General features: G+C 67.3%; 20 protein-coding genes, 2 tRNA genes and 2 pseudogenes. 9 read left to right on the forward strand and 15 right to left on the reverse strand.

What is annotated here, in order from left to right; all coding sequences use genetic code 11:
* Nucleotides 1-177 precede the first annotated feature (177 nt).
* The gene (locus tag AC3IF1_RS05420) at nucleotides 178-303 is read left to right on the forward strand and encodes a hypothetical protein (protein WP_489216371.1); all 126 of its coding nucleotides are present in this window, start codon (nucleotides 178-180) and stop codon (nucleotides 301-303) included.
* A gap of 195 nt (nucleotides 304-498) precedes the next feature.
* Here the strand turns inward: AC3IF1_RS05420 and AC3IF1_RS05425 are convergent, their stop codons facing one another.
* The 4 genes from AC3IF1_RS05425 to AC3IF1_RS05440 form a co-directional block, all read right to left on the reverse strand.
* On the reverse strand, nucleotides 499-741 hold the full coding sequence (locus AC3IF1_RS05425) for a DUF6522 family protein (RefSeq protein WP_489216373.1): 243 nt from the start codon (nucleotides 739-741) through the stop codon (nucleotides 499-501).
* Nucleotides 742-1015: 274 nt separating this feature from the next.
* A complete protein-coding gene (locus tag AC3IF1_RS05430; RefSeq protein WP_489216375.1) occupies nucleotides 1016-2263 on the reverse strand; it encodes an MFS transporter in 1248 nt (415 codons plus the stop codon).
* A gap of 154 nt (nucleotides 2264-2417) precedes the next feature.
* On the reverse strand, nucleotides 2418-3575 hold the full coding sequence (locus tag AC3IF1_RS05435; RefSeq protein ID WP_489216377.1) for a Gfo/Idh/MocA family protein: 1158 nt from the start codon (nucleotides 3573-3575) through the stop codon (nucleotides 2418-2420).
* Nucleotides 3576-3602: 27 nt separating this feature from the next.
* The gene (locus tag AC3IF1_RS05440) at nucleotides 3603-4304 is read right to left on the reverse strand and encodes a diguanylate cyclase domain-containing protein (RefSeq protein ID WP_489216379.1); all 702 of its coding nucleotides are present in this window, start codon (nucleotides 4302-4304) and stop codon (nucleotides 3603-3605) included.
* A 197-nt stretch (nucleotides 4305-4501) separates the two neighbouring features.
* Here AC3IF1_RS05440 and AC3IF1_RS05445 point away from each other — a divergent pair, with 197 nt between their 5' ends.
* The 3 genes from AC3IF1_RS05445 to AC3IF1_RS05455 all read left to right on the forward strand — a co-directional run bounded on the left by AC3IF1_RS05445 (nucleotide 4502) and on the right by AC3IF1_RS05455 (nucleotide 7594).
* Nucleotides 4502-5626 carry an alkene reductase gene (locus tag AC3IF1_RS05445; protein ID WP_489216381.1) on the forward strand — a complete coding sequence of 375 codons (1125 nt, stop codon included), beginning with the start codon at nucleotides 4502-4504 and terminating at the stop codon, nucleotides 5624-5626.
* 37 nt (nucleotides 5627-5663) lie between these two features.
* Complete coding sequence (locus AC3IF1_RS05450) at nucleotides 5664-6587, forward strand: EthD domain-containing protein (RefSeq protein ID WP_489216383.1); 924 nt, start codon at nucleotides 5664-5666, stop codon at nucleotides 6585-6587.
* Nucleotides 6588-6685: 98 nt separating this feature from the next.
* Entirely contained in the window at nucleotides 6686-7594 is a 909-nt protein-coding gene (locus AC3IF1_RS05455) for a LysR family transcriptional regulator (RefSeq protein WP_489216385.1), read from the forward strand.
* A gap of 318 nt (nucleotides 7595-7912) precedes the next feature.
* Here AC3IF1_RS05455 and AC3IF1_RS05460 read toward each other — a convergent pair.
* From AC3IF1_RS05460 to AC3IF1_RS05500, 9 genes and pseudogenes are all read right to left on the reverse strand, one after another.
* Nucleotides 7913-9054: pseudogene (locus tag AC3IF1_RS05460) on the reverse strand (IS3 family transposase).
* A 103-nt stretch (nucleotides 9055-9157) separates the two neighbouring features.
* Nucleotides 9158-9340, reverse strand: a complete 183-nt coding sequence (locus tag AC3IF1_RS05465) for a DUF3606 domain-containing protein (RefSeq protein ID WP_003600567.1) — start codon at nucleotides 9338-9340, stop codon at nucleotides 9158-9160.
* 287 nt (nucleotides 9341-9627) lie between these two features.
* Nucleotides 9628-9719 (reverse strand) — tRNA-Ser (locus AC3IF1_RS05470).
* A 12-nt stretch (nucleotides 9720-9731) separates the two neighbouring features.
* Nucleotides 9732-10580 (reverse strand): glycosyltransferase family 2 protein, encoded by an 849-nt coding sequence (locus AC3IF1_RS05475; RefSeq protein WP_489216388.1) that lies wholly within the window; start codon nucleotides 10578-10580, stop codon nucleotides 9732-9734.
* Entirely contained in the window at nucleotides 10577-11845 is a 1269-nt protein-coding gene (gene lysA, locus AC3IF1_RS05480; protein ID WP_489216390.1) for a diaminopimelate decarboxylase, read from the reverse strand. The genes AC3IF1_RS05475 and lysA overlap by 4 nt, the downstream gene beginning before the upstream one ends.
* Before the next feature lie 127 nt (nucleotides 11846-11972).
* Nucleotides 11973-12323, reverse strand: coding sequence for an LPS translocon maturation chaperone LptM (lptM, locus tag AC3IF1_RS05485; RefSeq protein ID WP_489216392.1), 351 nt, complete (start codon nucleotides 12321-12323; stop codon nucleotides 11973-11975).
* A 149-nt stretch (nucleotides 12324-12472) separates the two neighbouring features.
* Nucleotides 12473-12775, reverse strand: coding sequence for a 3',5'-cyclic-nucleotide phosphodiesterase (locus tag AC3IF1_RS05490; protein WP_243967454.1), 303 nt, complete (start codon nucleotides 12773-12775; stop codon nucleotides 12473-12475).
* Nucleotides 12776-12921: 146 nt separating this feature from the next.
* A complete protein-coding gene (locus AC3IF1_RS05495; protein WP_489216394.1) occupies nucleotides 12922-13665 on the reverse strand; it encodes a hypothetical protein in 744 nt (247 codons plus the stop codon).
* Nucleotides 13666-13774: 109 nt separating this feature from the next.
* Nucleotides 13775-14407: a DUF1134 domain-containing protein gene (locus AC3IF1_RS05500; RefSeq protein WP_243967452.1), complete on the reverse strand. Its 633-nt coding sequence runs from the start codon at nucleotides 14405-14407 to the stop codon at nucleotides 13775-13777.
* Nucleotides 14408-14565: 158 nt separating this feature from the next.
* On the opposite strand from AC3IF1_RS05500, the gene AC3IF1_RS05505 reads away from it, so the two are divergent.
* A complete protein-coding gene (locus AC3IF1_RS05505; protein ID WP_243967451.1) occupies nucleotides 14566-15057 on the forward strand; it encodes a YHS domain-containing (seleno)protein in 492 nt (163 codons plus the stop codon).
* Here the strand turns inward: AC3IF1_RS05505 and AC3IF1_RS05510 are convergent.
* Nucleotides 15038-15916, reverse strand: a complete 879-nt coding sequence (locus AC3IF1_RS05510) for a 3'(2'),5'-bisphosphate nucleotidase CysQ family protein (protein WP_489216397.1) — start codon at nucleotides 15914-15916, stop codon at nucleotides 15038-15040. The genes AC3IF1_RS05505 and AC3IF1_RS05510 overlap by 20 nt on opposite strands.
* A gap of 172 nt (nucleotides 15917-16088) precedes the next feature.
* On the opposite strand from AC3IF1_RS05510, the gene AC3IF1_RS05515 reads away from it, so the two are divergent.
* The 3 genes and pseudogenes from AC3IF1_RS05515 to AC3IF1_RS05525 form a co-directional block, all read left to right on the forward strand.
* Nucleotides 16089-16316: a hypothetical protein gene (locus tag AC3IF1_RS05515; protein WP_489216399.1), complete on the forward strand. Its 228-nt coding sequence runs from the start codon at nucleotides 16089-16091 to the stop codon at nucleotides 16314-16316.
* Nucleotides 16317-16806: 490 nt separating this feature from the next.
* Entirely contained in the window at nucleotides 16807-19437 is a 2631-nt protein-coding gene (locus AC3IF1_RS05520) for an AMP-binding protein (RefSeq protein ID WP_489220323.1), read from the forward strand.
* 42 nt (nucleotides 19438-19479) lie between these two features.
* A pseudogene (locus tag AC3IF1_RS05525) lies at nucleotides 19480-19956 on the forward strand (transposase family protein); the annotation flags it as partial.
* Between the two features lie 44 nt (nucleotides 19957-20000).
* On the opposite strand, the gene AC3IF1_RS05530 reads toward AC3IF1_RS05525, so the two are convergent.
* A tRNA-Ser gene (locus AC3IF1_RS05530) sits at nucleotides 20001-20090 on the reverse strand.
* A gap of 130 nt (nucleotides 20091-20220) precedes the next feature.
* Here AC3IF1_RS05530 and AC3IF1_RS05535 point away from each other — a divergent pair.
* Nucleotides 20221-21687 (forward strand): site-specific integrase, encoded by a 1467-nt coding sequence (locus tag AC3IF1_RS05535; protein WP_489216401.1) that lies wholly within the window; start codon nucleotides 20221-20223, stop codon nucleotides 21685-21687.
* Nucleotides 21688-21815: the final 128 nt, after the last annotated feature.

Genomic DNA, 21815 nt, shown 5'->3' on the forward strand with positions numbered 1-21815 from the left:
CGGTGTTCGGTCGCACGGGGAGTGGAAGATTCGTCGACCGAACGCTCCTGCTACATCAAAAGACCATCCAACCTGTTGACCCGGGACTTCATCGTTGATCTCGTCTCGGTACCGACCAGGTTCGGCCCACACGTCGCGGGGACATGACTTTCGGGACGAAGCCCGCTGGCAGCCCCTATGGACGAGTTCCAGACCTTAATCATCCATGTCGAACACGTTGGCGGCGTAATAGCGAGGGTTATAGTGGAGGTGGGCGGCCGGCTCGCCTTTCTCGGCCACCCCGTCACTCTGGCCGACGCATGAGCGCCGTCGAACTCCGTGCGTGACCTAGCGACAGAGCCGACATGTGCGCCTCGTGTTTCCACAATCCGGGGCGCAGCTAGAGCCTACAGGGAAGCAGCCGGCTAAACTCAAGTTTCTGCCAAATATACTGAGTCAGCCAGCGGAACTTTCCAGAAAAATCGTTTCAGGTGTTGGACGAAGTTATTCCTGATCAGCTCATACGACTTTCTCGCTCATCAAGGATCCCGTCTCGTCGAAAATCCCTTCCCAGGTCGAGGTGGCGACACTTATCGTCACGCGCGACCTACCGACATCCGCATCGACGCCCTTTTCGATCCGGCTGGTGACAAGGCCGAGCCTCATCTTCTGCCGCATGAGGCCTGGATTGATCATGAGTCGGGAGTGGAGCTGCTCGGGATCGAGCATCCAGTCGCCGCGCTCGTTGCGCTCTAATCGCATGAGGTAGCCCTGATCAGCTTGGCGGCAGATGCGGAGCTGAGAGCAACGTTAGCATACTTGGGTGCTGCCTGCGGCGATCAGTGCGCAAACCGGCGGGAAGCGGCCAGAAAGGGTACGAAACGGCCGATCCTGGCGACCGGAGCAAACGTCCGCTTGTTCTAGTGTGCTCTCGAAAACCGGACGGTCGGGAAACCACCCATCACGGACTTTCGGAATGGGCGTAGACGTCAGATCCGAGCCACACAGAGATCAACCCGGGCCCGTTCAATTCCGATCACCGCACCTGTCGATGGCGAACGTACCGGTGGTCGAACAGCATCGAGGTCGCCCATAGCGCGAGGCCACCGAGCGCAAGGGCCACGCCGACCCACCCCGTGGCGGGGAGGCCGAACCCTGCAGCGAGGGCGAGGCCGGCAAGCCAGGGCCCGAGCGCGTTGGCAAGGTTGAATGCTGAGTGGTTGAGGGCGGCGGCCAGGGTCTGCGCATCCTCCGCCACGTCCATGAGGCGGGTTTGCAGGATGGTGGCGAGGCCACCGCCGCAACCGATAAGGAACACAACGGGACCTAACGTCCACAAACTGCCGGTGGCGAACGGATACAGTGCGAGGGCGACGGCACTCCAGACCAGGGTCGCCCCGGCCGCGGGCATCAGCGCTCGGTCGGCCGCCCAGGCGCAGGCAAGATTGCCGAATGTCAGGCCGAGACCGAACAAGGCCAGGATCGCCGGGATTGCGGCGGGGGAGGCGTGGGTGACCTCCAGCATCGTCGAGGCGAGGTAGGTGTAGACCGAGAACAGGCCGCCGAACCCAATGGCGCCGGTGGCGAGCGTCAGCCAGACCTGCCCGCTCCGCAGCGCGCCGAGTTCCCGCAGCGCGCTCGCCCCAGGTGCCGGCGCCCCCAGCGGCGCATGGAGGCGGACCAGGGCGATGGTGGCGACGGCCAGGGCGGCCACGAGGCCGAAGCTCCAACGCCAGCCCACGAGTTGCCCGATCCCGTTGGCCAGCGGTACGCCGACAACGGTCGCGATGGTAAGCCCGGCGATCACGCGCGAGACCGCCTGGGAACGCTTGGCGCGCGGCACCAAAGACGCGGCGACCAGGGCCGCCACCCCGAAATAGGCGCCATGCGGCAGGCCGGCGATGAATCGGAATGCCAGCATCCAGTGATAGCTCGGCGCCAGGGCGGAGAGGACGTTGCCCAGGGCAAACAGCGTCATCAGGCCGATGAGCAGCGTGCGCCGCGCGATCCGGGCGGCCAGGACCGCGATGACGGGGGCACCGACGACGACACCGAGCGCGTAGGCGCTGATCACGTGACCGGCCGTCGGCGCGTCGATGCCCAGATCGGGCGCGAAGGCCGGCAACAGGCTCATCGCCGCGAACTCGGTCGTGCCGATGGCGAAGCCACCCATCGCCAACGCCACGAGGACGAGGGTCGGATGTACGGTGGGGACAGGTGTCGCCGGAGCAATCGCCTCGTCGAGGTCCTGGCGAGCGCTTTCGGGCAGGTCGACGAGGGTCATGTGCCGGAGCCGCCCAGGCATGCACGGTCGTCATCGGGTGTCGCGGCGGGACGGATCGAGGCCCCGTCGGTCACCATAGCTGTACGTTTCCCGTTCATTCCCGTCCGCCTACCCGTTCCGCCAACATCCATGCCGCGTCCGACTTCGGAGTGCGTCAGTTCACGGGGACCTTGTCCTTGCCCTTGCCGGGATTCGAGGTGTTGACGAGGTCCGGCGACTTGCGGGCCTTCAGTGTTTCTCGCTGGGCCGACGTATCGATTCGCTTCGTGCGCTCGAACGGCTCCAGCTTGACCGACCCATTGTTCTTGAGCGCCTGGACGATGCCCTCAAGCACGCGCACGTCGGCATAGCCTTCCTCCCCATCGGGCTCTGGGTCCTTGTCGTTAAGGATGCAGTCGGAGAAGTAGTGGAGTTCACCGCCGAAATGGTCGGTGTTCTTGAAACTCTCGTGGCTCTTGGCCTCGCCGAGCGTGACGGTGTGCTCCAGGGGCTTGCCGTACATGAAGCCCGGGTTGACCTCGACACTGCCCTTCGTGCCCACCACCGCGTAGGTGTCGAGGGTGTTGCCGTAGTAGGACAGCACGAACTGGGCGAGGCGATTGCCGGGGAAACGCAACGTCACCGCGACGGTGTCGTCGAAGTCCCCCAGGCCCGCCTCGGGGTGGCGCACGCCGATGGCGGAGACCACCTCGGTCGGCTCGTCGCCGAAGACGTAACGGGCCGCATTGACCGGATAGGGGCCCATGTCGAAGACTGGCCCGGCCTCCACGCCGCTCGTCGCCCGGTGGTTTTCGGGCGAAACCATCTGGGTGAAGGTCGCCGAGAACGTCAGGAGTTCGCCGAGCTTTCCCGCGCGGATCAGGTCGATGGTCGCGAGCGTCGCCGGCTCGAAGTGAAGCCGGTAGGCCACCATCAGCTTGGCGGAAGAGGATTTCGCGACATCCAGGATCTCGCGGCACTTGGCGGTGGAGATCTCCAGCGGCTTCTCGACCAGCACGTGGATGCCGGCCCTCAGGGCGGGGATCGCGAACTCGGCATGGCGCCAATTTGGGGTCGCGAGGTAGATCGCGTCGATCTTGCCCGAGGCGAGGAGCTCGCCGAACTGCTCGTAGGTGTAGGTGTCGGTGACGCCGTACTGCTTGCCGACGCCACGTGCCTTCTCGGGGTCGCCGGTGACGAAGGCCACGACCTCGGAGTTTCCGGTGTGCTCGACGCCGGGCAACATGGCTTCCTGAGCGATGTCACCGAGGGCAACGAAGGCATAGCGGATCTTCTTGCCCGACGTCAGACCGAGGGCGGAGGCGATGCTCATGGGATCTCTTATGAATATCTGGGTTGGTCAACGCCGAAGGTCGGGCTGTCGAACGACCGGTGGCAAGACGGATCGGAACGTTCGGCCCTGACGATATGCGGCTGGCGCATGGGGTCTGGGCATCAACTGTGCGGTGCAGCAATCGTTGCAAAACCATGCAGCGGACCGCCTATGCGTGTCCTGCGCCTGGGGCGACCGTCCCGCGAGAGGCGGTTGCGGGTGAGCATGCCGTGTCGGGAGATGGTTTTGGAACGGCGTCGCACGCTGCGCCTCAAGACCTGGCGGCAAGCTCACCAGCCTGGAGGGGATGCCTGACGCGGCAGCGACGGGCGCCTTCCCCGCACCTCTCGTCGAGAACGAGGGGACGGCGCTTCCTCCGAATATCTCGATGCTAAACCCGCCCCTTCGCGTGCGTTTGGCGGTGTACATGAAGCGGTCGGCTTCGCGGATCCCCGTCGCCCGATCCAGGGTGGTCCCGGGCCGTGCGTCGACGGCTCCCATGGTGATGCCGACAGGATGGCCCGACCCTCGGAGGCCGTCACTGAGGCGCCGGTGTATCGTCTCCAACCGGAATATGGCCGCCGCGACCGTGCTGGCCTGCAGCAAGAGGCCGAACTCGTCGCCCCCAAGCCGCTCGAACCAGTTGCCTCGACCATTTGCTGCCGTCCCGGCAGAGGCGACCCAGCGGAGAACCTCGTCGCCTCCTGCATGAGCCCCCAACCTCCGCATCGGATGCTCCGCGATGAGAACCAGACAGTGGGACGTCCGCTTGGCATGACCGGCATCCTCGACGTGGCGGCCGATTGGGGACGCTGTGTCCCTACAGATCGGAACCGAGGTGCCTTCCGGGAGCGTTCCGCGCCCATATCTCAGGATGAGGTGCCTGGCGGAGGAATGGACCGGTCGCCCTGTTCGGAAGGAATTTCGTGTCGCCCCTGTTCTCCCCGTTTTCCCTGGCCGGTTTGGAACTGCCCAATCGGATCGTGATGGCGCCGCTGACACGGTCCAGGGCCTCAAACGATGCGGCGGACGCAATGACCGCGCTTTACTACGCGCAGCGGGCGACGGCCGGACTGATCGTCTCTGAGGGTACGACCATCACTGCGGAAGGGCGGGGCTACCTGTTCAACCCCGGCATCTTCTCGCCCGAGCAAATCGCAGGCTGGAGAATCGTCACGGATTCGGTGCGCGGCGCCGGCGGCCGCATGTTCGCGCAGCTTTGGCACGTGGGACGCGTGTCGCACACGTCCCTCCAAAGGGACCATGGCCTCCCGGTCAGCGCGTCGGCCAAACCGGCGGCGGGCGCCAAAGCGTATGCCTACGACGAGGCCGGCAAGCCGACTTTTGTCGAGACCTCCCGTCCCCGCGTCCTGTCGACGGACGAGGTCCGCCGCGTGGTGGACGATTTCGCGACCGCGGCATCGAATGCCATCGGGGCCGGGTTCAACGGCGTCGAGATCCACGGTGCCAACGGTTACCTGCACGAGCAGTTTCTCAACCCACACGTGAACGACCGTACCGACCGCTATTCGGGATCGACGGTCACCGGCCGCATAGCCTTCACCTTGGAGGTTGTCGACGCCATCGCGGCTCGGATCGGCTCAGCCAAAATCGGCCTCAGGATCTCGCCCTACGGCCGGCTGTTCGACATGCCCGCCTACGATGGGACGGAGGAGACCTACCTCGCGCTGGCGTCTGAGCTTGCCGGGCGCGGCATCGCCTACGTCCACGTCATGGACCAATCGGGCTTTGATACCGGCGAGATGTCGGTCGATGCCATCCCGGCCCAGCCCCCTTTCTGGGAAAAGCTGCGCGCTGCCTTCCCAACCGGCGCGATCATCCTCGCTGGCGGGATGACGTTGGAACGCGCGAATGCGCTGATCGCCGAGGGGACCATCGACCTCGCCGCATTCGGGCAAGCGTTCATCGCCAATCCGGACCTTGTCGCCCGGCTGCGGGAAGGCTTCCCCCTGGCGGTCCCGGACAAGGCGACCTTCTACGGTGGTGGCGCCGCCGGGTACGTCGACTACCCGATTTACACCGCCGCCTGACCCACTCGCTTCCCCACTTCGCCCGAAGGATACGACCTTGCCAAAGCTCACGACATCCGTCGATTACGCCAACCGCGATAACGTCATCGCGATCAACTCATACACTACGGTGCTGCGCCATCCGATGGTGCCGCATGAGCTGTTCGCCACCTACTGGCGGGACGTGCACGGCCCCCTTTGCTCACGCATTCCGGGCCTCGGCTGGTACGTGCAGACCCATCTCGCCCGCGAGCAGGACGCCCGCCTCTGGCCTGCCATGGAGGGCATCCGCCCGTTCCCGGATTACGACCTCGACGGTGGCGTCGAGATCGGCTTCCATTCCGCGGAGGACCAGGCCGCCTTCAACGAGGCTTGCCCGATCCTGTTCGCCGACGAGCAGAACATGTTCGCGGCCACCGTCGCCTACGCGCTACCGAAAGGTTCGACCACGCTGGTCGACCGGGTCGCCGAACCTTCCCCGAACGCCGACGACGGGCTCGACCGCATCCACCTCCACCTCGGTGCCGCCCACGACGATGCGGCGGCATTCGGCGAACGCGTCGGCCGTCTCGCCCGGGCGCTCGCCGCCGAGGAGGCGGTGCTGCGGGTCCGCCTCCACCTGCCGGACCCCTACGACAACGCCAAGCCGGCTCCCCCGGCGCCCAACGTCGGCCACGAGGTCCCGGCCGAACGTCGCCTGATCGCGATCCTCGACCTCGCATTCGCGTCGCCGCTGGAGCGGAGCACGTTCTACGCGTCCGACGCCTTCGTCCGGGCCTGCGAAGGCTTGGGTCGGGGCGTGGCGTATGCCACGCCGTTTGCGGTCAGCGGCGTCTACACCTATGTCCGAGACAAGCAACTGACGCTCGCAGGATTGCGGGGCAGCCGTCCGGCCCAGCTGATCGAGAGGCTCGGCGCCCGCAACCAGGTCGCCGCCGATGTCCGTCACCTGCTGCACACCGGTACGCTCCAGGATCGCTGATCGTCCGAACCGGGGCGCCCTTGCGGCGTCCCGGCAGGATACCGGGGACGGGCGGACCCCACGCACCCATGCGGAACGCGCGGGACGGGGCGCCCGTCATGTCTCCTGAACGGATCGAGGACATCGTCGCGTTCGTGCATGCGGCGGACGCCCGGAGCTTCACGGTAGCCGCCGAGCGGCTGGGCCTGTCGCGCTCGACAATCGGCAAGCGGATCACGCGTCTGGAGGCCCGCCTCGGCGTACGCCTGCTGCATCGGACGACGCGCAGCGTGACGCTCACCGACGAGGGCGCGACGTTCCACGCGGGGTGTGCAGAAATCCTGGTGTCCCTGGAAGCCGCGGAAGCGGTCGTATCGGCGCGGGGCGTGTCACCGACCGGCCGCCTGAGGATCGACGTCCCGGTGTCGCTCGGACGCCTGCAGGTGCTCCCCATCCTTCAGCGCTACATGCGGCTTTGGCCTGCGGTAAGCGTGAACGTCAGCTTCAACGACCGCTACGTCGACCTCGTCGGCGAGGGGATCGACGTTGCGGTCCGCGTCGGCGGCATGGTCGACAGCAATCTGGTCAGCCGGAAGGTCGCGCCCCACGCACTCGTGACCTGTGCCGCACCGGACTACCTGGCGCAGCGTGGGACGCCCGTGACGGTGGGCGATCTGGCGGACCACGATTGCCTGACGTTCTGCCACGGCGGCCGCCCTGTCGAATGGCGGTTTCGCGAGAATGGGAAACAACGGATGGTCGCCGCCGGGGGCTCGCTGACGTCAAACAACGCCGAAGGGCTACGCGATACGGTCGTCGCGGGCTTCGGTATCGGCCAGTTGGCCACCTTCCTCATCTCGGACGAACTCCGCGACGGCAGATTGGTGCCGATCCTCGCGGGTCAGGCTTCGGAAGGCGAAGCCCTGGCGGTCGTCTACCCAGCCCGTCGACTGCTGCCGCCGAAGGTAACCGCGTTCGTCGAACTCCTAACCGCATCCTGGCAGCCGCGTCCGCCCTGGGACCTGTAACGGAGACGAGGATCGAGACTGCGGTTCGCGGAGGTTGAACGCCGAGCGGCGCGTATCCCGGCGAAAGGAATATACTGGCCTCCGACGTTCAGATGACCGCGATAATCGGACTTTCGCTACCAGACTACTCTCCAGAATCCTGCCGACGAAGCACCCGCAGTGCTGCCTGAACGTGGTCACGACCCCTCATGGGCCAGGGTTTTCCACACGCTTCCGGGGCGGGGTCATATCGGGGTCAGATGCGTTTTTGACAAAGAAAAAGCCGCTTGTTTGCCAATGGTGACCTGACCGGTATTTTAGACCGGGCCAGTTGCGAGGCTACTGCATGGTCACGCCCATGGGTAGCTGGAAGGCCAGATCCGGGAAGCTGAGGGGCGCGGGTGGCCGATAGCCTAGCGACGAATGGGGCCGGACGCGGTTGTAGGTGTTCTGCCAGAGGCCGATTACGATCTGTGCCTCCTTCAGCGAGTAGAATATCTCCTGGCGCAGTCACTCGACGTGCAGATTGCCATTAAAGCTCTCACAATACCCGTTCTCCCACGGTGATCCTGGCGCGATGTACTGGATTTGCGGACCAGTTTTGGCAACCCATTTGCGCAACGCCTTCGCGATCATCTCGGGACCATTGTCGCAGCGGATGTTCTCCGGGATGCCGTGGAGGCACATCGCCTCTGCCAGGGTCTCGATTACGCCGAGGCTGTTGATGCGCCGCGCCACCTTCAAGGCGAGGCACGCCCGGCTGTGCTCATCGATCAGCGTCAGGATGCGCAGGCTCCGGCCGTCGTGGGTCTGGGCCTGCACGAAGTCGAAGCTCCAGACGTGGTTGCAGTGGAGTGGCCGCAGGCGCACGCACGAGCCGTCGTTCAGCCAGAGGCGGCTGCGGGGTTTATGTCGGCTGGGGACCTTGAGCCCCTCGCGACGCCAGATGCGCTGAACCCGGTTCTTGCCCACCTGCCAGCCGCCTGCCTGCAGCAGCGCGGTGACACGACGGTAGCCATAGCGCCCGTACTCGGACGCCAGGGCAACGATGGCTCGGGTCAGCGCATCCTCGTCGGCCGGCACTGTGGGCACGTAGCGCTGCGCGCCCCGGTGCTGGCCGACGATCCCGCAGGCGTGACGTTCCGAGAGACCATACTTCTCCCGAATGACGTCGACCGTCTGCCTGCGTCGCTCGGGGGCTACAAGTTTCCCGAGGCGACGTCCGCCAGAACCTGACCCACCAAAGATAGATCCGCCACAAGCCGACGAAGCCGAGCGTTTTCGCGCTCCAGATCTTTCATCTTCCTGGCCTGATCAACCTTCAGACCGCCGTACTCCTTACGCCAGCGGTAGTAGCTCTGCTCGGAGACATCCGCTTCCTTACAGGCAACGCCGATGCTTTTCCCTTGTGCCGTCTGCACCTCGATCTGGCGCAGCATCAGCACGACCTGTTCCGCGCTCGGCCTCTGTCCTCGCTTCATCCCCAACATCTCCGCACCAGGCTGATCCTCTCAATCAGCCCGGTCCAAAGCCGGCCGGTCAGGTCATCTCTTCACAAGCTGCCCCGTCGTGGCGAGCGTGCCCCTAACGCTTCTTGCCCAACTCGGCGGCGATGTCCTTGGTCATTCGACCGACCTTCCGATGCGCGGCCGTAAGTTGGTCCTGCGTGACGCCCCAGCGCTTCATCCAGAACTCGACAGCCTTGCGTTCCGACAGATCGAGTCGGTCCTTATCGATGAAGCCACGCTTGTCCTTAAGGCCGGCCATGAGTGATCCTGTTGGGATGATGATTGCGGTCTAGGGAGAACCTCGCGACGACCTTGATGGGGGACGAGCGCGAAGGGATGCGGGGAAGCGCGACCACGCAGTCTGCAACAAAGCTCGTCCTCCCCTATCAAGGTTTGGTGTCGGCCCTCGCGCGCGTGAGGCCGCATCGTCCGGCTGCGTCCGATACGAGCCGGTACAAGCCGTTTCAAAATGTGGGTCAAAAGGTGGGGCGGCAGTTGCCGCTGGGTCTGTTTTCTAAGTTAAAACAGCAACTTAAGCCACGTAAGTGGCGGAGACGGAGGGATTCGAACCCTCGATACCCATTTCTGGGTATGCTCATTTAGCAAACGAGTGCCTTCAGCCGCTCGGCCACGTCTCCGGCGCCTTGGCTCTAGAAGGTCGGGCCGGGCGGGTCAACCCGATCCCGGCGGACCGTGGCCAGGCGGCGGCGCTCGTAGTGCTTGGCGATGCGCAGGTGCCGCGCGATCGCGTAGTTCATCGCCGTCAGGAAGCCGTAGGTGCCGCGCACCACGTGGCGCCGGCCCAGATAGGCCTTCAGGAAATTGCCCGGCAGTTCGACGAAGACGCGCCAGCTCGGGATCACCACCCCCCGGGCCTCCAGGTCGTCCGCCTGCTGATCCGAGTAGCGGTTGAGCTTGTCGAGTTGGTCGCCGAGCGAGCGCACCGAGAAATGGTGGATCACCCCCCGGAGCCGTCCCGCCGCCACCCCCGGCTCCAGCGCCACCCGGTCGTGGACCGGGGAGGCGGCGTAGCGGCCCCGATCCTTCCGGTAGAGCCGCACCGGGGTCAGCGTGTAGGCCAGCGGGTGCGGGCGCGTCTCGCCGGGGAAGATCTCGGCGATGCCGATCCGCCACGCAGCCCGGCGCGGCTCGCCCGCCGCGAACAGGCCGCGGATCTCCCGGGCGAGGGGCTCCGGCACCACCTCGTCGGCGTCGAGGTTCAGCAGCCAGACGTGCCGGCACTGCTCCTCGGCGAAGCGCTTCTGCGGCCCGTAGCCCGGCCAGGGATTGTGGATCACCCGCGCGCCGAGCGAGGCGGCCAAAGCCTGCGTGCCGTCGGTGGAACCCGAATCGACCACCACGAGGTCGTCGGTCAGGGCGCGCACCGCCCGGAGCGTCGCGCCGATCCGGTCCGCCTCGTTGTGGGCGATGACGAAGATCGACAGGGGCAGGGGGCCGGCGGCGGCGGCCGCCGACGCCGACGCGGATGCGCCGCTCACGCCAGCCAGTCCGGCACCCGATCGAGGGCGATCAGCGCCTCGACCTCGACGCGCGGGCGCACGACGGCGGCGCGGTCCCCCCGCACCAGCACCTCCGGCACCAGCGCCCGGGTGTTGTAGGTGCAGGACTGGACCGCCCCGTAGGCGCCCGCGCTCATCACCGCGATCAGATCGCCCGCCCGCACCGCCGGCATCTCCCGCTGGAGCGCGAGGTAGTCGCCGCTCTCGCAGACCGGGCCGACCACGTCGGCGACCATGCGCGGCGCCTCCGGGTCCGGCTCGGCCACGGGCCGCAGGCCGTGATGGGCCTCGTACAGGGTCGGGCGGATCAGGTCGTTCATCGCCGCATCGACGATCACGAAGGTGCGCCCCTCCGTCCGCTTCACGTACAGCACCCGGGTCACCAGGATCCCGGCATTGCCGGCGATCATCCGGCCGATCTCGAAGACCGGGCGCAGGCCGAGCGGCGCGAAATGCGGCCGCAGGGTCGCCGCCAGGGCGGCCGGGTCCGGGGGCGGGGCGTTGTCGTCGTGGTAGGGAATCCCGAGGCCGCCGCCGAAATCGATGTGGCGCAGGGGATGGCCCGCCGCCAGGAGCTGCCGGGCGAGGTCGGCGAGCAGGCGCGCCGCACCGGCGAAGGGCGCCAGGTCGGTGATCTGGCTGCCGATATGCATGTCGACCCCGTGGACCGCGAGGCCCGGCAGGGATGCGGCCGCGGCGTAGACCGCAGGCGCCCGGGTGATCGGGATGCCGAACTTGTTCTCGGACTTGCCGGTGGAGATCTTGGCGTGGGTGCCGGCATCCACGTCCGGGTTCACGCGGATCGAGACCGGCGCCGTGAGGCCGAGTTCCGTGGCGGTCTCCGACAGGGCCGCGAGTTCCGGCTCGCTCTCGACATTGAAGCAGAAGATGCCGGCCTTCAGCGCCGCCGCCATCTCGGCGCGGGTCTTGCCCACGCCCGAGAAGACGATCTTGCCGGGATCGACCCCCGCCGCCAGCGCCCGGTGCAGCTCGCCCCCCGAGACGATGTCCATCCCGGCGCCCCGGGCCGCGAGGGTGCGCAGCACGGCTTGGTTGGAATTCGCCTTCATGGCGAAGCAGACCAGCGCGTCGTCGCCCGCGAAGGCCTCGGCGAACACGCGGTAATGCCGCTCCAGGGTGGCGGTGCTGTAGCAGTAGAACGGCGTGCCGACCTCTGCGGCGAGGCCCGTCAGGTCGACGTCCTCGGCCTGCAGGCGGCCGTCGCGATAGTGGAAATGGTGCATCTCGGCCGTGTCTCGTCTGCGCGCGGAGAAGCGGGCTGTTTCCCGTGAAACATCCGGCCGCGGAGCGCTCCGGCGACCGGATCGCCAAGAGAGCGCCGCGACGGCGCGGCCCTCCGGCCCCCGCCCTCTACAGCAGCGGATCCAGAATGAAAGGTTCCTTCGGGATACGATAGCCGCGCCGGGCGCCGCGGCTGGTCTGCACCGGCGCGTCGGTGCCCCCCGGCGGCACCGCCGCCTCGGACAGCTCGTCCCCGGCGCGCACCGAGGCCGCATCCGGCTCCGGCGCGCCCCCGCCGAGGCCCACGGAGACCGGCAGGGTCCGGCGGCCGTTCACCGCATCCGAAGCCGCCGGCGCGGCGGCGGCGGCGGGGGCCGCGGTCTGGGGCGGTTCGAGGGCGCCCCGCCGCCCGCAGGCGGAGACCGCCAGGGCGACGAGGCCGGCCGCGGCGAGGAGCTTGAGGGCGGGGTTCGACAACATCGCGCGAGGGTCCGGCGGGCTCGGCACCGGCACGCGGAGGGGCCGGCGGAAGCGCGACCTTAGCGGTTGCCGCGCGCCGGCGCGAGCGCAGGCCCGCAACAGGCGGGCCCGCATCAGGGCCGGGCCGGAACCGCGTTGGCCCTTCGGCCTCAGCCGCGGCGTTCCTTCCCGCCCTGCGCGCCCTGCCGGCCCTTGGCGGGCGCGTCCTGACCCTGCTCGGCCTCGTAGGCGTCGATCGCACGGCGGCAGTTCTCGCTGAGCTTCTTCCAGTTCTTCTGGAAGCAGGCATCGGTGGCCGGATCGTCGGGGGCCAGGTTGCCGCAATAGGTCAGGTAGTCACCGGTGCAGTACTTCTTCAGGGTCTCGTTGCCGCGCTTCGATTGCTGCGCCGCTGCCGGCAGTGCCAGGGCAGCGGTCGCCACGACGGCGAGGACGATGGGCTTCAGGCGCATGGGTATCCGTACCATCTTTCGGACAGGGATGATGTTGAGCGAGTCCGCGCTGCGATGGGGCCTCCGCGTGGTCGAAACAAGGCGAGGGTCCCAGGTTTTCGCGTCCGACGCGCCCGGCAGGACCGTCCGGCGGGCCCGAATCCGGGTCAGACGCGTTCGGCCTGCGCGACCGGGTAGGCGGCCCGGGGCATCCGGCCCGGATTCGTCAGGGCGTCGGCCACATCCGCGATTCGCCGGCGCAGATCGGCGTTCTCCCGCTCGATGCCGGCTTGGCGGTCTGATTGGCGGTCCGATTGGCGGTCCGCGTGTCGATCCCCCTGCCGATCCCCTTGCCGATCCGCCACCGTCAGGGCCAGCGCCTCCTCGGCCGCCCGGAGGCTCGCGCGCAGATCGTCGCGCTCCGCCGTCACGGCCGCGGCATCCGGGCCGGCCGCCGTGGTCTCACCCCGGCGCAGCCCCAGGAGACTGTCGAGCAGGTCGGCATGGGCCTCTTCGAGGGCCTGGAGCGTGGCGAGGCTCGCCGTACCGTCCTCGCGGGCCAGCGCGAGTTCGGTCTCGAGCTCCCGGGTCTTGGACTGGGCCTGGGCGATGTCGGCGTCCCGCGCCGCGACGTCGCGGGCGAGGGCGGCGACCCGCATGGTCCCCGCCCCGAGCGCCGCCATCTCGGCCTGGCGCTTGGCCTCCGCGGTCTCGGCCCGGCGCTCCAGGCGGCGCTGCTGCACGGCGAATTGCGCGCGCAGGAAGTCGCGCTCGGCGGCGATCTCGGCCGGCGACAGGGGCAGGCGCGCCTCGGCCCGCCGCCGGGCCAGCCGGGCGGCGCGGGCGTTGAGGGCCGGCAGCAGCAGGAGGCCGCACAGGCTCGCCGCCAGGAAGCCCAGCGCGAAGATCATCGCCGTTTCGATCACGAGGGAACAGCCCGCGTATCCGGCCGGACGACCCGACCCGTGTCCACTCTAGCCCAGGTTGATCGGAAGGGTGAAATCCGATTCCGCCGATCCATCAGAACGGGTTCCAGGTCGGCTCCCGGGTGAATTTCAGATAGCCGACATTGATGCCGAGCCGGGCGCCGACGCCGCTGCGGATCGGCACCACGATGATCCGGTCGTTGACCACCGCGGTCATGCCGAAGCCGCCGACCAGGTAGGCCGAGCCGTCGACGCCGGCGAAGCGCCGGTACAGGTCGCGCACGTTCGGCAGGTTGTAGACGAGCATCATGGTGCGCGCCCCGTCGCCGCCGACGTCGAAGCCCACCGACGGCCCCTGCCAGTAGATGCGCCGCTGGCCGGCATTGCGGGTGAAGAGGGTGCCCTCGCCGTAGCGGAGGCCGGCCACCACCGCGGCGCCGCCCTCCTGGCCGAGGATGTAGCCGTTCGGCTCGCCCCAGCGCCGGCCCGCCTCCTCGACGGTCAGGGCGAGGCCGCGGGAGACCGAGCCGAAGAACCGGTGGCCCGATTCCACGATCTCGCCGGGGCGGAAGGTCTCGGGGGTATCCGGGTCCGCCCCGCGCGCTAGGGCGGCGCCCGCGCCGCCGAGGCCGGCCAGGGAAGCGCCCAGCGGGGTGCCGAGCGCCAGGGCGAGGCCCGCGCGCAGCAGGCGGCGGCGGTCGGTTCCGCGATCGTCTCGTGCCGTCATCGTTGTCTCCTCGCCCGGTTCGATTAACGGTTCGTGCGATGGATCTGTCCGTTCCCGTCCGCCGCGCCGGCATCGGCCGCGGCCCGGGAGCCCTGCTCCGTCCGGGCCCGCGTCCCGCGGGCGCCCGAGTCGGACCAGCTTCCGAGGGAATCCGCAAGATGTGGTTAACGCGTCCCGATCCCGCACCCCGCGCGCTCGTCCTCTGCGCGGCCCTGACCCTGGCCATGGCGCCGCCGGCGCGGGCCGAGCCGGCGGGGGCCGGGTTCGCCCTGCTGACGCTCAACGGCTTCGATCCTGTCAGCTACTTTCTGGAGGGCGGACCAACCGCCGGCACGGGCCGGTTCGAAGTGTCCTGGGGCGGGCGGGTCTGGCGTTTCGCCAACGGGGCCAACCGCGCGGCCTTCCGGGACGATCCGGCCGCCTACGCCCCGCGGCTCGGGGGCTACGACGCCGCCGGGATCCTGGAGGGCCGGCTGGTGGATGCCGATCCGCTGATCTTCGCGGTGCTCGGCGGCCGGCTCTACCTGTTCCGGGATGCCGTGCGCCGCGCCCGGTTCCTGGCCGATCCCGGCCTTGCCGGGCAGGCGGAGGCGGCATGGCCCGGCCTGCAGGGCCTGCTGGACGTGCCGCCTACGACGCCGCCGCGGTGAATGGCGGCCGGTCCGGTCCGCGGGTCCCGCAGGACGTCGGCAGGGCGAGGCGCCGGGCCAGGGTCGGATCACCCATCGCCGCGAAGGGCCCGTTGCGGTAATCCGACCCGTGCCGCCCGTAGCGGATCGGGCCGCCCCCCGGCACCACCACGCACCCCCCGGCGGCCGCCACGATATGGTCGCCGGCCGCCGTGTCCCATTCCATGGTCGGGCCGCAGCGCACGTAGATGTCCGCCTCGCCGGCGGCGATCAGGCCGAACTTGACGGCGGAACCGACCTGGCGCGTCTCCAGCACCGGCAGGGCGGCGAGGCAGGTGGCGGTGGCGGCGTCGCCGTGCCGACGGCTGCCGAGGGCCAGCAGGCCGGCCTCGGGCACCGGCCGCGTCCGCACCGGCCGCCCGGCGCCCGGCCGTCCCGCGATCACCGGGGCCTCGACGGTCGCCGGACCCGCCCACCAGACCCGGCCGAGCCCCGGCGCCGCCAGGGCCGCCGCCACCGGGCGCTCGCCCGCCACCAGGGCGATGTTGACCGAGTAGTCCGGCGTCCCGGCCAGGAAGTCGCGGGTGCCGTCCAGGGGATCGACGAGGAAGAAGATCTCGCCCGGCCGCGCCGCGCCGTCCCGGTGGCGCTCCTCGGCGATCACCGCGATTCCGGGGAACCGTCCGGCCAGGGCGGCGACGATCAGATCCTCGGCCTCGATGTCGGCGGCGCTCGACGGCGATCCGTCGGGCTTTAGGGCGTGGGGGCAGGGGGCCCGGTGATAGCCGCGCAGGATCTCGCCGGCCGCACAGGCGATCTCGGCGAGCGCCGCGGCGATCCGCTCGCGCTCCGGTCCCGGGATCGTCGCTGCGCCGGTCATGGTTCCTCCCAAGACCACTCTGAATGCCCGAGGGGCGGCGCGATGTCGACCGTTTCCGGGGCGAGGTCGTGTCGCGGTTTCACTTTGGCGCGCGGGCCCCGTCCTCCGGAGCGGCGATAGCGCGTGGCCTGCCGCCCTGCGGGGGTTTAGGTTCGACGTCGGTGCATCCCGCGTGCAGGCATTCGAGCGGTTCCGACTGGCGCGACCAGAGCCGGCGCCGACCGGTTTCGGCGCGCTGAAGGAGGCCGAGACCCTCCGCAGGCGGGTGCCGGGGGCGGCGGCGCTCAGGATCCTGGCCGACGATGAGACCGGCCGGCCGGAGGGCGTGACGATCCTCGGGCCGTCGGGCGATGTGCCGGAGGATCTCGCCGAGCGCCCGTCGGGCGGGCGATCCGCGTGAAGGATGTGTGGATCGGCTGCCGAAAGCCATGTAACAGGCCGCTGCGCGGCGGATGTGCTTCTTGATCGAGCCCGTGGCACGCGGGCGCCGACGCAACTCCACGCCACCGGCAACCGTACGTTCGTGATGGGTCCGTCTAGAGCGTGCCGCGGTGGGTCCCGATCTCCGTCGGTGCGCGCCGCCGCCGGTCCCAGCGCATGCGTCGAGGTAGCCCGTTGGGTGCAGACCGCGTCCTCTCAGCCGCATATCGTTGCTCCGCGCCCGTCGATCGACGATGCGACAGAAGGTGCGCCCCGCGCCCGGGCCGAACTCCGCCGGCGTCGGAAGCCTTGGTTCAGACGAGATGATCATGCGGCTTAAGCGGTGGGTTGCCAGTCTTCTGGGCGCTCGGGACCGATCCGCATCGCGGGGCGACACGGCAGATCCGGGCCCGGCGTTCGACCTGAAGCTCTGCGACTTCACCTTCGTGTCAGAGGACGGCAGCCGCACGATGCCGGCCGCCGAGCTGAGGCGGCTGGCCGAAGCCGCGGCGCTGCGCTTCCGGCAGGACTTGGCCGGACAGCGGATCGGCCTCGTATTCCGCTCCGAGCCCGCGCTGATCGTGGCTTGGCTTGGCCTCGTGTCGGCGGGGTTCGAGCCGCTGATCCTGCAGTACCCGACCGAGAAGCAGGACCGGGCGGCCTGGCGCGCGTCGGTGGCGAATTCGGTCACGCTCGCGACGCTCGACCACGTGGTCTGCGCGCCCGAGATCGCCGACCTGCTGCCGGATCTCGCCGTCCCATTCGGGATCGATCACCTCCCCGAGGGGAGCGGCGTCGGGCAGCGTTTCGCGTTCCGGGCGCGGGCGATCCTGCAGCTCTCATCCGGCACCACGGGACATCGCAAGGCGCTGGCGTTCACCCGCAGCCAAGTCGAGGCCCATGTCGGGGCCTACAACGCGATCATGCGGCTTCGCTCGGACGATGTCTGCGTGTCCTGGTTGCCGCTCTATCACGATATGGGGTTCGTCGCCTGCTTTCTGATGCCCCTGGTCCTGGGGGTGCCCGTGGTGATGATCGACCCGATCACCTGGGTCCGCCGGCCGAAGCTGCTGTTCGACGCCATCGCGGCCCACCGCGGCACGTATTGCTACATGCCCAATTTCGGCTTCGAGATCATGGCGCGACAGCCGGCCGGCGATCTGGGTTCGATGCGGCGCTGGGTCTCCTGCTCCGAACCGGTCTACGCGGAGACCGCCGAGCGCTTCCTGGCTGCGCACGCCCTCGATCCGAGCACGTTCGCGTCCTGTTATGCGATGGCCGAGAACGTCTTCGCCGTCGCGCAGTCGGACGCCCTCTCGATCGTCGAGCATGACGGGCGCCGCCTCGTCTCGTGCGGCGCCCCGATCCCCGGAGTGGAGCTGGAGATCCGCGACGGGCAGATCTTCGTGACGAGCCCGACCGCCATGCGCCGCTACCTGGGCGGTGCCGAGATCGCCGACGCGCGGGGATTCTACCCGACGGGGGACGCCGGCTTCCTGCACGGGGGGGCGTTGATCGTCACCGGCCGCACCGGTGACGTGCTCAACATCGCGGGCCGCAAATACATGCTGAACGACCTCGACCGGGCCGTGGAGACGCTGGTGCCCGAATCCCGGGGCCGCGCCGTCGTCTGCGCCGAGCGCTCGGACGAGCTTGGGACCGAGCTGCCGATCGCCTTCATCGAAGACGAAACGTTCTTCGCGCGGACCGATGCCGGCGCGCTGCAGAGGAGGCTGTCCGATCTGACCGGCATCGAGGTCGTTCAGATCCACTTCGTTCCGAGTCGGTTCATCGTCAAAACCTCCTCCGGAAAGGCCAACCGGCGCGCGACGCTCGAACGGTGGAAGGCGCACGTCACGCACGTGCGGTCGAGCAGACGCACCTCGCTGGCCGATGACTTCGACGCCCTGTTCCCGCACGTGCCACGGGACGAGCCCGTCGCGGATTGCCTGGACTCCCTCGGCCGCGTCCTGATCTCCATCATCGCGTCGCATCACGGCCGCGCCATCGATACGCGTCGCTCCATCAACGAGATCCTCGCGAGCGACGCCGCGGCAGAAGCCGACAGCGCCGAGGACGGGATCAGGATCGTCGCGCTGTGCGACCGCGGGATCGTCGAGGGCATCAGCCCGGAGACGCTTGAACATTGGTCCGCCTTGCTGGGCTGCCCCGTGTCGTTGGAGCACGTCTGTGTTCCGCCGAGCGAGGTCCTGCTCAACGATCTGATCGTCTGCGATTATTTCCGGACGGATGGCACGGGCGAATCCCTGGACATGGTCGATGAGGTCTTGGCGATTGTGAAAGGGGCGAGCTTGCTCCTCGTCGACGACGTGGCCGAGATTGCCTTCGCCAAGGAGCAGGTCTACCCGTTGCTCAACCGGATGAATATCCGGGAGGCCGGAACGGAGATGCTGGCGTATCGCTGGCAGCGCTATACCCTGAAGCACCATCTGCTGCCGATCTCGGTACAGTTCGGTCAGGATTTGAGCGACGATCACGACACGAGTCTGGACCGCCTGGCCGGTTATCTCGGTGCCGATGTCCTGAAGATCGCCACGCTGCCGATTTTCACGGATCTGACCCGGCAGTGGGACGTCATCGACCGGGTCAACCACCGTCACGATAACGTCGTCTACGCCCCGCCGAGCCTGGTCTCGCGGATCGAGGAGCGCCTGCTGCGCGATCCGCCGCCCAGGCGTCCGACCTTCCCCGGGCGGCGGACCCTGATCGACCTGCCGCATTTCTGCTGCTGGCTAATGGACAAGGATCTCGTCGACGCGGTGTTGGGTGCGTATGACCGCTTCTTGATCATCGGCGTGCCGGCAAGCGTCTTCTACATCACCACGCAATTGCGCCGCCTCGGCAAGCCTTTTACGCACATCAATACGCTCAATCTCGAACTCGTCGACGAGCGGACCTACGAATGCGTTCTGATGACGGGGGCCTGGGGCAAGCCCTCCACCGACAAGCCGGTCTATCAACTGTTCTTTGCGGGTTTCAGCACGCCGCACGGACAATTCCTCGACAGCAGGCAGTTGAGCATTCGCTCGAAAGCTGACGCTTATTATAAGTCACTGGGGTTTAGTTCCGCCGATCTCTAGCGCGTGCTGCGAACTGATGGGTGTTGTTTGCGTTTGGGTGGGATGGGCCTGGAGCGTCCCACCTATCCCGCGCGTGTCCGGTGAGGAATGGGGGCTGGGCGCGCCGCATCGGGCGCTCCTGCCGGAGCGTTCGCGCGAGCGCGACGATGCGCGGCGCGAGGTGTTCAACGGTCTGCGGTTCATCGTGAAGCCGGGCGCCCCCTGGCGGTTCATGCCGCACGCCCTGCTGCTGCGGGCGGCGATGTATCAACCGGCGCAGCGCTCGGGCGGGCCGCGGCGTGCTTTACAGACCCGGCCGGGGCGCTGCGGGGCCCGGGGAGCCGGCGGTGTTGAACAGGCGGACGCTGCGCTCCTCGGACGAGGGCGGCGAGCTAGGACGGGGACAGGAGCAAGCGGGGCTCGAAGGTTCACCCGGCGGTGGAAACGCTCGGCCACGTGGCGGCGCCACATATCACCCCGGCCAAGGCCGACGATCGCGGCGCGGTGGATCGCCTGACCGACGCGGTGCAGGCGGAGACGGGAGCGTAGAGAGAGGGCTTCGTCGATCAGAACTTCAGCATGATTGGCGGAGAGGGGGGGATTCGAACCCCCGATGCCCTTGCAGGCATGCCGCATTTCGAGTGCGGTGCATTCAACCGCTCTGCCACCTCTCCGCGGCAGAACTCCTTTAGACTCAGTTACTTGGCTAAACGCCTTGACCGTACCTAAAGGTGTCCCTAAAGCGCGTCCCTACCGAAGTCCGGAGCGGCGGTTGCCGGGTTCCTATAGAGCGTGAGCAGACCGGTGTCGAGTACCAATCGGAAGGCTCGGGGTGACCGGGATTATGTGACGCGGAAGCCGGGACGAAAGTGGGCCGTACGGTTCCAGTACCCCGATGCGCTGCGCGAAAGCGCTACGGATCTGTACGGCGTCGATAGCTGGCCAGCAGACAAGCAGATCAGCCTCGATACCCACGATGAGTTAGAGGCTCGACGGAGGGCCATGCCGCACATCAGCGCTCATCTCGACTTGCTGGCCTACCACCACGCCCGCAACTCTGACGAGCATATGGCCGATCTCGCCTACGAGTACGAAGCTCCACCGGACACCAACGATCGCAAACCTGACGGCACTCAGATCGTTGCATCCGCCGCAACCATCACGACGATCTATCCGGACGGTCGAGTTGAAAGCCGCCCGAACGCCAAACGTCCGATCCTAAATTATACCTCGACGGGGCTAGTGCACCCGGCCATTAAGGAAGCTGCCGCAGCTAGACGGAAACTCGACGCCGTTAGCTTCAAAGATCCAGATCAAGAAGTCATTGAGCATTATCTCGACCGCCGGTTCGGCACACGCGGCGAAGATGGCAAGCGCCCGCGGTCCGACAAAGGAGATGTAGCACTCGTAAACTATGTTTTGAAGCGCTGGAAGGAGCATTCTGATGGAAAACTTTTAAAGGACGCGTCGCGCAAGGACGTAGCCACCTTCATCAAAGAAGAAATTGCCGGGCGAGCCGAAGAAGGCCGCCCGCTTCACGGCCTGGAGCGCACAAAAAAGATGGTGAAGCTCCTGATAGCGGCTATCAATGAGGATCGTCGAGACGTCGAGAACACGATGTTCTACGGAAATCCGTGGGCTGATCCTGATTGGGCACGCTACGATAGCGGCTACACTCCCGCTCGCAAGGCGACTCCATTCACTGAGGAAGACATCAAGCTCATCAAGGCAAATATGGAGGTCTTTAGCCGCGAAGAATTCACAATGGTTGCAATGCACTGTGCCATGAGCGTTCGGCCGGTTGGCCTATGCTCGATTGTCCGAGAGCAGTGGGTGGAAGAAGACGAGTACGATGCTGACGCCAATCTTGTACGTTCTCACCGCGTTCGCTGCGTCTTCATCGAGACCGACAAGGATCAACACTACGGTAAGAGGCGGCTTCCGATCCCTGAATGCTTGCTCGCAGCAGAGTGGCTGGATGGAACATTTCTTTTGCCAGACCGGATCATCGGCAAACTGTTTACGACCAGCGAGACAAAACTCAACCTTACGATCAACAATAAGCTCAAAAGAATTGGCCTCAAGTCTGACGAGGGCAAGCGTCTTTACAGCGGGAGGCATCGCGCACGTCAGAGGCTAAACTCGTGCAAGGATGAGGACATACGTCGCTATATCATGGGGCAAACCCATGATAGGCGTGATGCCCACAACGAGTATGGCGGCTACAGAGCATACGAGATCAAACCCTGGATTGACATCATTAGGTTCTAAAAGCCCGACCGATGAAGGTGCGAGATCAAGTGATCTTACGGCGGCAATCTAGGAGAGGGCTGAAGCCTGACATGGATCTGTCTAGTGCAGTGACGCGGACGGAGGATTCACGCGGACGGTGAGGCGTG

Source organism: Methylobacterium sp. E-012 (assembly GCF_057836545.1).

Excerpts from the sequence above, each read along its gene's own strand:
- AC3IF1_RS05435 (WP_489216377.1), bottom strand. The coding sequence starts at position 3,575 with ATGAGCATCGCCTCCGCCCTCGGTCTGACGTCGGGCAAGAAGATCCGC.
- AC3IF1_RS05490 (WP_243967454.1), bottom strand. The coding sequence starts at position 12,775 with ATGCGCCTGAAGCCCATCGTCCTCGCCGTCGTGGCGACCGCTGCCCTG.
- AC3IF1_RS05520 (WP_489220323.1), top strand. The coding sequence starts at position 16,807 with ATGCCGGCCGCCGAGCTGAGGCGGCTGGCCGAAGCCGCGGCGCTGCGC.
- AC3IF1_RS05500 (WP_243967452.1), bottom strand. The coding sequence starts at position 14,407 with ATGACGGCACGAGACGATCGCGGAACCGACCGCCGCCGCCTGCTGCGC.
- AC3IF1_RS05465 (WP_003600567.1), bottom strand. The coding sequence starts at position 9,340 with ATGGCCGGCCTTAAGGACAAGCGTGGCTTCATCGATAAGGACCGACTC.
- AC3IF1_RS05505 (WP_243967451.1), top strand. The coding sequence starts at position 14,566 with ATGTGGTTAACGCGTCCCGATCCCGCACCCCGCGCGCTCGTCCTCTGC.
- AC3IF1_RS05510 (WP_489216397.1), bottom strand. The coding sequence starts at position 15,916 with ATGACCGGCGCAGCGACGATCCCGGGACCGGAGCGCGAGCGGATCGCC.
- AC3IF1_RS05440 (WP_489216379.1), bottom strand. The coding sequence starts at position 4,304 with ATGCGGAGGTTGGGGGCTCATGCAGGAGGCGACGAGGTTCTCCGCTGG.
- AC3IF1_RS05495 (WP_489216394.1), bottom strand. The coding sequence starts at position 13,665 with ATGATCTTCGCGCTGGGCTTCCTGGCGGCGAGCCTGTGCGGCCTCCTG.
- AC3IF1_RS05430 (WP_489216375.1), bottom strand. The coding sequence starts at position 2,263 with ATGACCCTCGTCGACCTGCCCGAAAGCGCTCGCCAGGACCTCGACGAG.
- AC3IF1_RS05420 (WP_489216371.1), top strand. The coding sequence starts at position 178 with ATGGACGAGTTCCAGACCTTAATCATCCATGTCGAACACGTTGGCGGC.
- AC3IF1_RS05455 (WP_489216385.1), top strand. The coding sequence starts at position 6,686 with ATGTCTCCTGAACGGATCGAGGACATCGTCGCGTTCGTGCATGCGGCG.
- lysA (WP_489216390.1), bottom strand. The coding sequence starts at position 11,845 with ATGCACCATTTCCACTATCGCGACGGCCGCCTGCAGGCCGAGGACGTC.
- AC3IF1_RS05425 (WP_489216373.1), bottom strand. The coding sequence starts at position 741 with ATGCGATTAGAGCGCAACGAGCGCGGCGACTGGATGCTCGATCCCGAG.
- lptM (WP_489216392.1), bottom strand. The coding sequence starts at position 12,323 with ATGTTGTCGAACCCCGCCCTCAAGCTCCTCGCCGCGGCCGGCCTCGTC.